This is a genomic window from Vibrio sonorensis, assembly GCF_001854765.1.
Classification (GTDB): Bacteria; Pseudomonadota; Gammaproteobacteria; order Enterobacterales; family Vibrionaceae; genus Vibrio; species Vibrio sonorensis.
Map to the genome: position 1 here is coordinate 109,884 of NZ_LJJE01000036.1, position 13,585 is coordinate 123,468.

General features: G+C 43.9%; 10 protein-coding genes and 2 pseudogenes. 7 read left to right on the forward strand and 5 right to left on the reverse strand.

Features of this window, described 5'->3' with window-relative positions:
* The first annotated feature begins 82 nt into the window (after positions 1-82).
* Positions 83-738 (forward strand): annotated as a pseudogene (locus BLO31_RS07245) (Qnr family pentapeptide repeat protein).
* Between the two features lie 123 nt (positions 739-861).
* On the opposite strand, the gene BLO31_RS07250 reads toward BLO31_RS07245, so the two are convergent.
* Positions 862-1,077, reverse strand: a complete 216-nt coding sequence (locus tag BLO31_RS07250) for a hypothetical protein (protein WP_070963987.1) — start codon at positions 1,075-1,077, stop codon at positions 862-864.
* A gap of 175 nt (positions 1,078-1,252) precedes the next feature.
* On the opposite strand from BLO31_RS07250, the gene BLO31_RS07255 reads away from it, so the two are divergent.
* Positions 1,253-2,101: a helix-turn-helix domain-containing protein gene (locus BLO31_RS07255; RefSeq protein WP_070963990.1), complete on the forward strand. Its 849-nt coding sequence runs from the start codon at positions 1,253-1,255 to the stop codon at positions 2,099-2,101.
* A 39-nt stretch (positions 2,102-2,140) separates the two neighbouring features.
* Here the strand turns inward: BLO31_RS07255 and ppsA are convergent, their stop codons facing one another.
* The gene (gene ppsA / locus BLO31_RS07260; protein ID WP_070963993.1) at positions 2,141-4,534 is read right to left on the reverse strand and encodes a phosphoenolpyruvate synthase; all 2,394 of its coding nucleotides are present in this window, start codon (positions 4,532-4,534) and stop codon (positions 2,141-2,143) included.
* Between the two features lie 159 nt (positions 4,535-4,693).
* Here ppsA and ppsR point away from each other — a divergent pair.
* Positions 4,694-5,502: pseudogene (gene ppsR, locus BLO31_RS07265) on the forward strand (posphoenolpyruvate synthetase regulatory kinase/phosphorylase PpsR).
* A 63-nt stretch (positions 5,503-5,565) separates the two neighbouring features.
* Here the strand turns inward: ppsR and BLO31_RS07270 are convergent.
* From BLO31_RS07270 to glpX, 3 genes are all read right to left on the reverse strand, one after another.
* Positions 5,566-7,302, reverse strand: a complete 1,737-nt coding sequence (locus BLO31_RS07270) for an HD domain-containing phosphohydrolase (RefSeq protein ID WP_070963997.1) — start codon at positions 7,300-7,302, stop codon at positions 5,566-5,568.
* 373 nt (positions 7,303-7,675) lie between these two features.
* On the reverse strand, positions 7,676-8,650 hold the full coding sequence (locus tag BLO31_RS07275; RefSeq protein ID WP_070963998.1) for a sugar-binding transcriptional regulator: 975 nt from the start codon (positions 8,648-8,650) through the stop codon (positions 7,676-7,678).
* A gap of 32 nt (positions 8,651-8,682) precedes the next feature.
* Positions 8,683-9,681 carry a class II fructose-bisphosphatase gene (gene glpX / locus BLO31_RS07280; RefSeq protein ID WP_070963999.1) on the reverse strand — a complete coding sequence of 333 codons (999 nt, stop codon included), beginning with the start codon at positions 9,679-9,681 and terminating at the stop codon, positions 8,683-8,685.
* A 423-nt stretch (positions 9,682-10,104) separates the two neighbouring features.
* On the opposite strand from glpX, the gene rpiB reads away from it, so the two are divergent.
* The 4 genes from rpiB to BLO31_RS07300 all read left to right on the forward strand — a co-directional run bounded on the left by rpiB (position 10,105) and on the right by BLO31_RS07300 (position 13,583).
* On the forward strand, positions 10,105-10,551 hold the full coding sequence (gene rpiB, locus BLO31_RS07285) for a ribose 5-phosphate isomerase B (protein WP_070964002.1): 447 nt from the start codon (positions 10,105-10,107) through the stop codon (positions 10,549-10,551).
* Positions 10,552-10,590: 39 nt separating this feature from the next.
* Complete coding sequence (locus BLO31_RS07290) at positions 10,591-11,574, forward strand: TRAP transporter substrate-binding protein (protein WP_070964473.1); 984 nt, start codon at positions 10,591-10,593, stop codon at positions 11,572-11,574.
* 156 nt (positions 11,575-11,730) lie between these two features.
* Positions 11,731-12,303: a TRAP transporter small permease gene (locus BLO31_RS07295; RefSeq protein ID WP_070964476.1), complete on the forward strand. Its 573-nt coding sequence runs from the start codon at positions 11,731-11,733 to the stop codon at positions 12,301-12,303.
* Positions 12,300-13,583 carry a TRAP transporter large permease gene (locus tag BLO31_RS07300; RefSeq protein WP_070964004.1) on the forward strand — a complete coding sequence of 428 codons (1,284 nt, stop codon included), beginning with the start codon at positions 12,300-12,302 and terminating at the stop codon, positions 13,581-13,583. The genes BLO31_RS07295 and BLO31_RS07300 overlap by 4 nt, the downstream gene beginning before the upstream one ends.
* The last annotated feature ends 2 nt before the right edge of the window (positions 13,584-13,585 follow it).

Below are 13,585 nucleotides of genomic sequence, written 5' to 3' on the forward strand. Positions count from 1 at the left end.
AAGTTGTTGTTTTTGAAGGTTTTATATTTGGTGTTTTTTTTCTGAGCCAATGATAGTCTGCGTCCTTAAGTCAGGAGGGACTATGCATAAAGAAAACCAAATTTTTGAACGGGAAGATTTTACCAATCAAGACTTAAGCGATGCCCATTTTAAACAGTGTCAGTTTATTCGTTGTGATTTTAGCCGAGCAAATTTGCGGGACAGCAGATTTGAGAATTGTACCTTTGTCGAAAGTGGAGAACTCGAAGGTTGTCATTTTGAATACGCAGATCTAAGAGACGCAAGCTTCAAAGGGTGCATGTTGGCGATGGCTAACTTCAAAGGGGTAGATGGCTTTGGTGTTGAGTTTAGGGAGTGTGATTTAAAAGGCGCCAACTTTTCTCAAGCGCGATTTTCTAATGTAGTGAGTAATCGCATGTACTTTTGCTCTGCTTACATTACTCAATGCAACCTTTCCTATGCGAATTTCGAGCAATTGACTTTAGAGAAGTGCGAGTTGTTTGAAAATCGATGGATCGGTGCAAACTTATCTGGCGCATCTCTCAAAGGTTCGGACTTAAGTCGCGGTGTATTTTCCTCCGATGTTTGGGGGCAGATGCGCATTCGAGAGTGCGACTTAACGCACTGTGAGTTGGACGGTTTGGACATTCGCAGAGTTGACTTAACAGGTGTGAAAATTGCCAGTGGCAAACAGAGCAGTTGCTAGAGCCGCTTGGTTTAATCTTGATGCCTGGTTAACGGTTTGGCTGGAAATCAAAGTAGGGTTAAAAGCCCAAATAGAAGATGATTTAAAGTAAAGACGTCGTTTTACAAAGTTAAGGCGGCGTTTTTAATTACAGTGCAGTAAAAAGAAAAAGAGTATTAATCTTTTTTTGGGGTGATCTCAGTAATTCCCAAATCTTGAAAGTATATGCTTTTAACGCCAATTTTTTTGAATTTATTAAGGATGAAGTTAGCTTCGCTGGTGACTTTTTTATATTCAAATTGGCAGTGGATATGAGCGCCCTTGCAATAGCTGGTTTTGGTCAGGTCGTAGAGGGTGTCAATATGACTTGCGATTAAAACCTTAGAATCCACGTGCAGCTTCCTACCTAATAAAATCGGTATTTATACATAGGCTGAATATAAAAATATTGTAGATTTGCGTCAGATTATTGTTTCTTATTATTCTTGAACCAATGTCAAATTAATTCCGATTGTTTTTGTATTTCTTGTTGGTAAATTCTTGGCTTTTATTTTGAGCAGTGCGCAGATGGAAAAATGGATTTTATATCCTACTGATAAAATGGTCAAAGAGCATGTGTCCCAACTCTATTTTATTAGGAAAAAGGATGGTTCTGAAAACGGTGAAATTATGAGGCTATTGCCGCAGTGCAGTAGTTACGCAATTTTTACTGAGTCGGATTCATTTTTTAGTTATTCGGGGAAGAACAAGTATTTAAAAAATTTGTCGAATCATTTTTTATATCCTTTAGAAGATTCAATGGAAGTGAAATTTACACTTCCTATCAATTTATTGGCGATAAGATTTAAGCCGGGTCTGGTATATAATATCTGGGGTGCAGAGAGTGCAAATTATAAAAATTCCGTCTTGCCTATAGAAGTACTTGATAAAAATAAATTTGATAGTTTACACAAGGTTTGCTTGGATATATTTGAGTGCCAGCCCAACGAAAAAAATATAAAAAAACTAGAGAAATCTATTAAAGAGTTTCTTCAGTGGTCTATAAAAGAGGAACCCAAAAGCAAGCTGGTAAGGCGCAGTCTTGAAAAGCTAGAAAGCCGCAGTATTTCGTCGGTTTGCTCGGAAATTGGTTGTTCTCGAAGGACACTAGAACGTCACTTTAAAGGAGTCACCGGCTTTACAATGAACCAGTACAAAGATATACAAATATTGCACAAAATTGTCGATGAACTGAGAAGCGGTAAGGAAGTGAATTGGACAGAGTTAGCCCAAAACTACGGTTTTTTTGACCAGTCCCATTTGATCAAACACTTCAAAAAGATGCTGGGTGTGACGCCGACGGAGTTTTTAGAGCACACCGAAGAGTTTGAGGTAAAACTGTTTAGTGATACTTCGCTATCCGATAGCAACCGATAAAAAAAGGCGCTACTCGCGCCTTTTCTGTTGTTTAGATGATTACTGGTTGTCGATCTTGCCCAATTTCATCCAAGTATCAATGACGGTATCTGGGTTTAGCGAAACAGAGCTAATACCTTGCTCCATCAACCATTGAGCGAGGTCATCGTGGTCTGATGGTCCCTGACCACAAATGCCTACATATTTCCCTGCTTTTGTTGCCGCTTGAATTGCCATGTTAAGCATGGCCTTGACTGCGGGATCTCTTTCATCAAATAGATGAGCCACATCGCCTGAGTCTCGATCCAAACCCAATGTCAACTGAGTCATATCGTTGGAACCGATAGAAAACCCGTCAAAGTACTTTAAGAACTCATCGGCTAGCACAGCGTTAGAAGGCAGTTCACACATCATGATGACTTTAAGACCATTTTCTCCTCGCTTGAGGTCGAATTTAGCCAACAGGTCGATCACCGAAGCTGCTTCACTAGGTGTGCGCACAAATGGGATCATCACTTCGACGTTTTTAAGCCCCATTTCGTTGCGAACTCGCTTCAGAGCGAGGGTTTCCAATTCAAAACAGTCTTCAAACGCAGGCGAGATATAACGAGAAGCACCGCGGAAACCTATCATTGGGTTTTCTTCGTGAGGTTCAAACTCTTTACCACCGACGAGGTTACTGTACTCGTTCGACTTAAAGTCTGACATGCGAACAATCACGCGCTTTGGCCAGAAAGCCGCAGCAATTGTGGCGATACCTTCTGTCAGCTTGCTAACGTAGAAATCGATAGGGTCTTTGTAGCCTTTAATGCGTTGTTGAATCTCTGCTTGGAGTTCGGCATCTTGTTTATCGAAATTAAGCAGTGCTTTCGGGTGAATACCTATCATCTTGTTGATGATAAATTCGAGACGCGCTAGGCCAACTCCTTCGTTTGGAAGTTGTGCGAAAGCGAAGGCTCTATCGGGGTTACCGACATTCATCATTACTTTGGTTGGTAGTAGTGGCAGTTCATCGACACTTGAGCGGCGAACCTCAAAATTTAGCTTTCCGCGATAGACGTAGCCTGTTTCCCCTTCGGCACATGAAATGGTCACTTCGCTGCCGTCGGATAACCGTTCTGTAGCGTCGCCACAGCCGACGATGGCGGGTATGCCAAGTTCACGGGCGATGATTGCTGCGTGGCAGGTACGACCGCCGCGATTGGTGACGATAGCCGACGCTTTTTTCATCACCGGCTCCCAATCTGGGTCTGTCATATCTGTTACTAAGACGTCACCATCTTGAACCAGAGACATTTGATCCAAAGAATGAACTAAACGAACCGCTCCACTGCCAATGCGCTGACCAATGGCGCGACCTTCAACTAGAACGTCAGCTTTATTGCTTAATTCGTAGCGCTCAATGACATTCTCTTGAGCTTGAGAGCACACGGTTTCTGGGCGGGCCTGAACGATGTAGAGCTTGCCATCAATACCGTCTTTCGCCCATTCAATATCCATTGGACGTTGGTAATGCTTTTCGATGATTAAAGCTTGCTTGGCCAGCTCGGCGATTTCAGTATCGTTTAACGAGAACTGGTTGCGCTCTTGCTCTGAGGTGTCAATGATATCAACTTGCTTTCCAATCGCTTGATTGTCTGAGTAGATCATTTTGCAAAGCTTGGAACCAAAGGTTTTTTTAACAATTGGTGTTTGTCCTGCTTCTAACAGAGGTTTGTGCACATAGAACTCATCGGGATTCACAGCGCCTTGCACTACCATTTCGCCTAAACCCCAAGAGGAAGTAATAAAGACCACTTGGTCAAAACCAGACTCGGTATCTAGGGTGAACATTACACCAGACGACGCTTTGTCTGAGCGAACCATGCGCTGGATACCAGCAGAAAGAGAGATACCGCGGTGGTCGAAACCTTGGTGTACGCGGTAAGAGATGGCTCTATCGTTAAACAGCGAGGCGTAAACATGCTTGGTGGCTTCCAGCACCGCATCAATACCTTTCACGTTTAGGAAAGTTTCTTGCTGACCAGCGAAAGAGGCATCTGGGAGATCTTCAGCAGTAGCAGACGATCGAACGGCGACAGACAGCGCATCATTACCCGAAATTAACTCATCGTAATTTGTTCTAATGTCTTGTTCTAAATCCGCTGGAAAAGGAGCATCTAGCACCCATTGACGGATTGTTGCTCCTGTTTTTCTTAGGGCGTCGACGTCCTCTACATCAAGTTCGTCAAGTAATTGATGGATGCGGTCGTCTAAACCTTCGTAATCCAAAAATTGATTAAATGCGTATGAGGTGGTCGCAAATCCATTGGGGACAGAAACGCCCGCGTTGGATAAATTTGATACCATTTCGCCTAGGGAAGCATTTTTTCCGCCGACTTTGTCGACATCTTCCATCGATAGGCCATCGAACCAGAGGGTGTTCTTTTGTTGCATGTCTTTCTCCAGAAACATTGCAGCTGTAGGGATAAAGGCAAACGTTTACGTATGAAGATAAAAAAATTCGACGAATTTTTTATCTTGCGGGGCACATAACAGTTTACCGGGTTTTATTATCGATATTATGTGCTACATCCTACTCAAAAAAATTTGATAATTAAAAAAGAGAATGTAATGGAAGTTCAAAGTCGTGATGTGTTCTATGTTTCTGACGGAACAGCGATCACTTGTGAAACACTCGGACATGTTGTTTTAGGTCAGTTCGCTTTTAGGGCCAACGAACAAACTTTTCCCTTTGTGGAAACAGAAGACAAGCTGGAGGATTTGCTCAAAACCATAGGTGCGTCTTACCAAGCGAGTGGTGTTAAGCCCCTTGTGTTTTTCTCCATCGTCATTCCCGAACTCAGAGACCGCTTACTGCAAGCGCCAGCGTTTTTTTATGACGTGTTGGAAAGCTTAGTTCAGCGAGTTCAAGACGATATTCAGTTGAGCCTAAGCCCAAGTTGCAGCGTTCGAGAAGCGTTAGCAAAGACAGCGACACCTATTTTGATCGCATCGCTGCGATAGAGTACACCTTGGCTCACGATGATGGCGTTTCTCTTAGAGGTCTGGAAGAGGCAGACATCATATTACTTGGTGTGTCACGTTCAGGAAAAACCCCAACGAGTCTGTATATGGCCATGCAATTTGGGTTGCGAGTGGTGAACTATCCGTTTATCGAAGAAGACTTGAAAAGGATGCGTTTGCTACCTGAGTTTGAAGTACACAGGCACAAGCTGTTTGGCTTAACAATAGATGCTGAGCGCCTAACCGAAATTAGGGAGAATAGGCTGGCGGGAAGCACATATGCCAGTACTGAGCAATGCCTTAATGAGTTGGCGACGGTAGAAGCCCTATTTAGGCGAGAGGCAATACCATACATCAATACGTCCAGTCTTTCGGTAGAGGAGATCTCGACAAGAGTTTTAGAAAGAACAGGCTAAAACGCCGACTGTTTTAAGAGAAAATCGAGTAGGTGCCATTAGATGCACCTACTCAGATATTACTTAATCTGGGTACAGATTTCTTAGCTGAGCAAACTCTTCAATATGGTTGATTAAAAGAGATGTCAGTTGCGGATCAAACTGCTTGCCGCTTTCGCTATCGAAGTAATCGATCACGTCGTTCAGTTCCCACGCATCCTTGTAACAACGCTTGCTAAGCAGAGCGTCAAATACGTCTGCAATGGTAGTGATCCTAGCGTAGATGTGAATATCGTCTTCTCTTATGCCGTTTGGATATCCGCGACCATCCCATCGCTCGTGGTGTTCATGTGCCACGATGGCTGCGCTTTGGAAAAGCTCTGCTTTACTCTTGCTCAATAACTTAAAGCCCGCAGTGGTGTGAGTTTTCATTACATCCCACTCATCGGGAGTCAGCTTACCGGGCTTTTCAAGAATATAATCGGGGATCGAAATCTTGCCAATATCATGCATTGGGCTGATGGCTTCGAGAACCTTAATTTCTTTATTGGTCAAGCCGAGCAAGGTCGCCATATGCGCCGACAGTTTTGCTACTCGTTTTACGTGATTTCCCGTTTCGCCTGAGCGAGTTTCGATGGCTTCACCAAGTAACCAAATCATCTCTTTTTGCAGATTTAAGATCTTGCGGTTCTTGCGGTTGACGATTCTGCGATGCCTTAAAAACAGCCACTGAGCGATGATCACCGCGACTAGTACGGCGATAAGGCAAGAAATCACCAATATAAGTTGACCGTGAATCTGCCAAACCGTCTTTGGTCTACCCATGACAAGAGCGTCATCGGGCAGGCTATCTAGCTCATAGCCGAAGTTTTGAAGCGCATGATAGGAAAAGATGGGTCGATAAGTCGAATTGGCTTTCACTTTTTCTTTGAACTGCAAGTCCAACTGTTGGCCGATATAGTGAGCCGCTTCGTGACCCAACTGCTCAGAGTGGTTTACATAGCCACCGAGCACGCCGTGGTGGATATAGAATTTCCACAACACGAAAATCGGTGCCACGCTGTGTTTAGAAAGTTTGTAGGCTATTTCGTCGTAGGTGTGGTAAACGCCGTTTTCCAGCTCGGTATTAAAGTGGCTGAGTAATACGGCATCGTCTGGTGAAATACCGGCGAGAAGCGTCGATGCTTCATCAAGAGAGCGGTCGTTGATTTCAACTAGTTCAATGCCATCTAACGCCATAAAGTCGAATGCTTCTCTAATTTGAGTGGTGACGTGCTGCGCCGAAACACTTTGATCGGTTAAAAAATAGAGTTTCTTCATGTTTGGTCTGAGTTGACCAATCATTTTTAGATTTTCAGGCAACCTATCTCTGGAGTAGTAGATGCGCGCGTTGTCGAAATGGTTGTTTAACGTTGCTTCTACGTTGTTGATACCAACCGCAACAATAGGTGTGTTGGGTTTAAATTGTGGAGCGAGGCCTTTGACTACTTCCAATGCGTGGTCGTCGGTGACGATAATTGCGTCAAAGTGATAGTCCAGATACTTTTGACCAAAATAGTCGATAAAGGCTTGGCAATAGGTTGCAGAGTTAATTCGTTTAGCATCCAAGTATTCAACCGACAACTTAGTTTTATCTTGAGTGTGGTCAAAAGCCGATTCAATACCTTGCTGGAGATCATGGGTCCATTCATATGAGGGGTCGTAGGAATGCAACACGAGGACATTGTGCACGTCGAGATGAGCATTAGCGTGACTGTAATGAAAAAGCGCAATAAATAGCAAAAAAACACGAGCGAAACGCCGCGTAATCCGTCCTTTCATATGCTCTAACTTTCCTTATAGGTTGACTAAGAATGGCCAAACTGAAGTTATTCAAGAGTTATGCGACTACTGCCTGTGATGATTAGCATTCGCATTATTTATAATATTAATTATTTTATTCCGATTAATAAGATAAAACTAGCTAATCTAGAGTGATCAGCTGCCCATACTGAATGTAACAATTTATGTAATACTATGTGACGATTAGTTTGCAACCAAGTAAGGTATGAGTGTAATTGCACCAATGCGAACTGCGCTACTATCACTGACATTCGTAAAGTACATGCCAAGCCGCTGCGCCCAGATCAAGAGCTTCGGCAAAGAGATTAGGAAGGATAAGGCTCTGCATTAATGCATCAGAGCCTTTTGTTTGTTACTTTTGCGCGTCTAAGTTGAGGATAGTGATGGCGTTGGCGACGCTTGTTGCTAACACATCAATGGCGCCAGTTCGCAACGCACCAAGAATCGCTAACGGCTTGCTCGACTCCGCTGCAATAGCGATAACTTGAGGGATTTTTTGGTAGTCGTTGATAGTGATGCCTATAACGCGGTTGTTCATTTTAGTGTTTTGAACTTCGCCTTTAATATCATAGAAATCGTAACCCCCAACTTCACCTACTACCCCTTGTTGAATTCTCGCTTCAACCATCTCTTGTACTGAGAACCAGCCAAGGTTGACCATATAGCTACTTTCATTCAGATCGCCGATACCAACCAGTGCGACATCTGCCTTTCTGGCCATATCCATGGTTTGTTGGACAGTTTCGTCTTCGAGTAGAGCGTTGCGCAGCTCGTGATTGCGAATATAAGCCGGTGCGTAAAGCGTTTCACTGACACCGCCAAAAGTTTTGGCAAAGCGCCTAGAAATATGGTCAGCATTGAGCATGCCGCCGCGCGGGTGTATACCGCCAATGCTGGAAACAAAAGTACATTTTTTGGGGTTAACTACACCGATATGCTCTGAAACAGCGGAGACATTTCGTCCCTGACCAACCGAGATGACCATGCCGTCTTTTAAGTTAGCTGATAAATACGTAGAGACAACGCCGGCAAGAAGAGCTCTTTGTTCTTCTTCAGAAGGTTGGTCTAAGGCAATCAATGCGCGTTTCAAGCCAAAACGCTCTTTTAGTTGCTCTTCAAGTTTAGCCCCAAACACTGGGTGATATTTTACCTTGATTTCAACAATGCCTTGGTCCCGCGCTCTTTTTAGCAGCCGTCCAATCTTTACCCTCGAAAGGCCAAATCGTTTGGAAATCTCTTCTTGGGTTGCACCGTCTTGATAGTAAGCAACCGAAATCTCCGTTAGTAGGTTGGTCTCTTCAGTTTGTTCTATATTGGAGGGTTCCATGTTTATCCTTTTTATACGAGCGTTACAGAGAGTTAGCCGCTTAGTTCTTGTTCCATATAACTTAAGTCGTGCTGAGATTTTACTATTCTAATCTTTTTTGACTGGCCTTGTACAAGGAGAGTCTCCGTAGTTAGTTGTTTGCCGAGTTTTTCAACACCCTGCAACAAGTCACCTTTAGTGATACCAGTCGCGGAAAAAACGATATTGGCGCTTCTAGCGATTTGATTTAGGTTGAGTACGGTATTGGGAGATACTCCCATCTCGGCACATCGACTCGCCTCATGACGGGCTAAGTCTCGGTTAACATCACTGTCACCTTTAACCTGATCCCTTAGCAAAAGCTTAGCTTGCATGTCGCCCCCCATTGCTCTGATAACTGCTGCGCTTACGACCCCTTCAGGGGCTCCTCCAACGCAATAGAGTACGTCGATTTCACTGTTTTCCATACAGGTTAATAGTGAAGCGGCCACATCTCCGTCAGGGAAGGCAAAGACACGTACCCCCATTTTTTGTAGTTGGCGTATGGTTGCTTGGTGTCTCGGTTTATCTAATGTCGCGACAACAAGATCTGGGCGGGGTTTTCCTAGCGCGTGAGCAATGTTAATGATATTTCGCTCTAATGATTCACTTAAATCAATGGCGCCTTTTGCTTGTGGGCCAACGACTAACTTCTCCATATACATATCTGGTGCTTGAAGCAGCGATCCTTTTTCTGCTGCAGCTAAAACGGCGAGGGCATTGGATTGTCCCATCGCAGTCATGCGAGTCCCTTCGATTGGGTCGACGGCTATGTCGATTTCAGGCCCATCTTTACCCAACTGCTCTCCGATATAGAGCATGGGTGCATCATCAATCTCACCTTCGCCAATCACTATGGTTGATTTGGCCATAGTGCGGTTGAGTTGCTTGCGCATCGCTTCAACGGCAGCGGCATCTGCTTGCTCTTTGTTTCCTCGCCCTAGCCACTGATAGCCAGCAATCGCTGCATTTTCGGTAACTTGCACTAATTCGATTCCCAAATGGTCGATCATAGGTACCTCCTTCCGTTCATGTGAACAGTATGCATTGCAAATGTTCACTATGCAAAACAAAAGATTATCACATATACGGTACAAAAGATTGTTACGTTGTTCATATAGAACGTGTGAATGGTACTGGTGAGAAGAGAGAGCTTCTCATTGCAGGTTTATTGAGTTGCAAACCGAGAGTTATGCGCTATAAGTTTTGTTAAGTTGTTGATATTAATAAATTCAAGTGTTTATCGATACGAATGTTAGTAAAAGATCACACAAACCAAATTTTTGTAAAAAGAACAAATTTTGATCACGAAATTGTTACTAAAATGTATCAAAAAAGTGGCAAATGTCTCACTTGGAGAATGTTCATATGTAAATGTAAAACTAAAAAGTTTAATTTCATTTGAAACGTTCGCGGTCATATGTACAGGAGGATAGATGGTTGCTATAGGTTGCGATGATGCCGCAATAGAGCTCAAAGAGTGTCTTAAACAGCACTTAGCTTCTAAAGGCATTGAGTATGTCGACTATGGAGTCGAAAAAGAAAATCCAGAGCTGTACCCGGATATTGCCAAAACCGTCAGCCTTGCTGTCAGTGAAGGAAAACATAAACGGGGCATCATCCTCTGTGGAACAGGTATTGGCGTCTGTATTGTCGCTAATAAGGTTCCGGGTATTAGAGCTGCACTTTGCCACGATACCTTCTCTGCCGAGCGAGCACGAAAAAGTAATGATGCACAAATCATTACTATGGGATCGCGGGTCATTGGTCATGAGCTAGCTAAAGCCATATTGGACACTTGGCTGGATTCGGAGTTTTCTGATGGACCTTCCACTAAAAAAGTAAACAGAATCAAGGAGATTGAGAAGGAGTTTATTAACTAATTAACGACAAATGTTTAATGGAATAACGTGGAAATCAAAATGAAAAAACTAAACCTAACATTTACAACCCTTGCCATCACTACACTCTTTTCTACTAACTTGCTGGCAAAGGATCTAAAAGTCGCAACCAGTGCACAAGTGGGTTCTCTCCAATACAACACGACTGAGTACTTTACTCAGGTGGCAAATGAAGAGTTCAAAAAACAAGGTTTGGATTACAACCTTAAGTTCTTCGGCGCTGCCCAATTGGGTAAAGATAAAGACGTACAACAAAAACTAAAACTTGGTACGGTCGATCTTGCGCTACTGACTTCGACACTACCTACACATGTTTCTGAAATGGCATTATTTGAATTGCCTTTCCTTGTCTCGGATCGCGGACATGTAGCAAAAATTGAGCAAGACGTTTTTTGGCCATACATTGCGCCAGCTGCTGAAAAGAAAGGTTACAAAGTGATTGGTTTTTGGGAGAACGGATTCCGAAATATCACTAATGCCAAGCGTCCAATCAATACGCCAGAAGATTTACAAGGCCTTAAAATCAGAACGCCGAACAGTTCTTGGCGCGTAAAAATGTTTAAAAATTGGGGGGCGAACCCAACACCTATGAGCTTCAGTGAAGTCTTTATCGGACTACAAACCGGAGTCATCGATGGTCAGGAAAACCCTTACACCAATATTTATGCCGCCAAACTACAAGAGGTGCAAGGCTACCTTAGCGTAACCAATCACGTATATACACCCGCTTATCTCACCGCTGGTGCACGTCACTATGGGAAGTTCCCTGATCAAGTTCGCGCTGTGCTAGAAAAGTCTGCGAAAGATGCTCAGCAATGGGGATATCAAGAAGCTGCCAAACTGGAAACCGAGCTGAAAGACAAACTTGTTGCTGGTGGGATGAAACTGAATGTCGCTAACCGTGATGCATTCGTCAACGCAAGTCAGCCAATTTATGACGACTTCATCAAGAATGTGGACAACGGCGAAGAGATGTTAAGCAAAGCCATGGCAGGGGCTAAATAGTAAAACCGACTTTAGGGCTGAATCACAGTACTCAGCCCGTTCTATACCCAAGTCAGCGGTTGATGTTTGAAAAAACGCGTGGGGCTTGGGTATACCAATCTCAATAAATGGACATTTGTTTTGATTGGTATCAGTCACTTATTGCGAGGGCTCGTGATGTCTTTTCTAGCTGGCTTAAATGCTATATCAAATCTTCTAGAAAAAGTGCTGATCGCTATTTCCATGACCATATTAATAGCGCTCAGCACGATAATTATTGTTGCTGTATTTTCTCGATTCAGTGGTGCCTCTTTGTACTGGTACGACGAAGTATCAGCGATTTTGTTGGCATGGCTGACGTTCTATGGTTCAGCTTTGTGTGCACTCAAGCGTTCACACATGGGTTTTGGTGGTTTGGTGGCCAATATGCCGCTTGAACTGCGCAAAGCAATTTTTCTTCTTAGCGAAGGCATTGTGATTGGCTTTTTCGCTGTTGTGGCGTGGGCAAGCTACTACATCTTACAAATCTTCGGTGAGGAAACACTAACCAGTTTGGACTTTATCACTCTGGCGTTTGCTCAGTCAGCTCTGCCGATTGGTGCCGTTTTGTTTATTGTCGCGCAACTTTGCTCCTTTCCTAAAGCTTGGGCATGGGTTCGCTTGGGCTCGAATCAAGAGAATGAAGAGATACGAGAAGCGATCCGCGATGCGAAAAAAGAGATGTCGGATGCCATGGAGGCGATGAAATGAGCGCGATAATAGTACTGTTTTGCTTAATTGCGTTAGTGATGATCAATGTACCAATTGGTGTCGCTATCGGCGCTGTTGCTTTAGTAGGTATGGTAGCCACATCAGGCATTGACGCCATTTACAACGCGGCATTAGCAATGTTTGAAGGCGGCTCTAAGTTTACCTTATTGTCGATTCCTCTGTTTGTTTTCGCTGGCGCGTTAATGAATACCGGCGGTATCTCGTTGCGCTTGATTAATTTTGTTAACGCCATTGTGGGCTTTGTACGCGGCGGTCTATCTATGGTTAACGTCGGCGTATCTATGATTTTTGCTGAGATATCTGGATCTGCGGTGGCCGATGTTGCTGCGCTGGGTTCGATCCTGATCCCTGCGATGAAAAAACGCGGCTACTCGGGTAGTTTTTCTGCGGCCGTCACCTCATCGTCTGCGTCTCTTGCGGTCATTATCCCTCCTTCACTGCCAATGATTATCTATGGCGCAATGGCTGATGTGTCAATTTCACAGCTTTTTGTCGCCGGAATAATTTCAGGCCTTTTGGGTGCCGCGGGTATGTTTGCGGTTTGTTACTACTACGCCGTGAAATACAACTTGCCCCGTGAAGAGTCGTTTAGCTTGCGCAAGCTCTGGGTAGCGTTTAAAGACGCATTCTGGGCATTGACCCTACCATTTGCCATTTTAGGTGGCATCTTATCGGGCTTTATGACCGCGACAGAGGCCGCAGGCATTGCTGTATTACTTGCTATTGTGATCAGCGTATTCATCTACAAAGAGATGAACTTAAAGCTTTTCTACAAAGCCATGATGGAAGGTGTGACGGGAACATCGGTGGTAATGCTACTGGTGGCAACGTCAGCAGTACTAGGTTTGTTCTTGACTGAACAGGAAGTCCCTCAAGCGATGGCGGCAGGAATTTTAAGTATTTCTGAAAATAAGTATGTCGTCCTGATGATGCTTAACCTGATGTTGCTTGTGGTGGGAGTGTTTCTCCATGGTGCCGCCGCGATCATTCTAACTGTACCTATTGTATTGCCGCTAATACATCAACTCGGTATCGACCCGATTCACTTCGGCATTATGTTGGCGCTGAACATTTCAATTGGTCAGCAAACACCGCCTGTAGCAAGTGTACTGATTACCGCCTGTTCAATTGCTAAACGCGATATCTGGCAAGTGACCAAAGTGAACGTTCTCTTTATTGGGGTCCTGTTTATGGTGTTGATGCTTGCTACTTATGTTCCAGCACTCTCTGTTGGATTTGTTGACTACATGTATAAATAACT

Bases quoted from the DNA above. Each gene is read 5' to 3' on its own strand.
- BLO31_RS07255 (WP_070963990.1), top strand. From the start codon at position 1,253: ATGGAAAAATGGATTTTATATCCTACTGATAAAATGGTCAAAGAGCAT.
- ppsA (WP_070963993.1), bottom strand. From the start codon at position 4,534: ATGTTTCTGGAGAAAGACATGCAACAAAAGAACACCCTCTGGTTCGAT.
- BLO31_RS07270 (WP_070963997.1), bottom strand. From the start codon at position 7,302: ATGAAAGGACGGATTACGCGGCGTTTCGCTCGTGTTTTTTTGCTATTT.
- BLO31_RS07275 (WP_070963998.1), bottom strand. From the start codon at position 8,650: ATGGAACCCTCCAATATAGAACAAACTGAAGAGACCAACCTACTAACG.
- glpX (WP_070963999.1), bottom strand. From the start codon at position 9,681: ATGATCGACCATTTGGGAATCGAATTAGTGCAAGTTACCGAAAATGCA.
- rpiB (WP_070964002.1), top strand. From the start codon at position 10,105: ATGGTTGCTATAGGTTGCGATGATGCCGCAATAGAGCTCAAAGAGTGT.
- BLO31_RS07290 (WP_070964473.1), top strand. From the start codon at position 10,591: ATGAAAAAACTAAACCTAACATTTACAACCCTTGCCATCACTACACTC.
- BLO31_RS07295 (WP_070964476.1), top strand. From the start codon at position 11,731: ATGTCTTTTCTAGCTGGCTTAAATGCTATATCAAATCTTCTAGAAAAA.
- BLO31_RS07300 (WP_070964004.1), top strand. From the start codon at position 12,300: ATGAGCGCGATAATAGTACTGTTTTGCTTAATTGCGTTAGTGATGATC.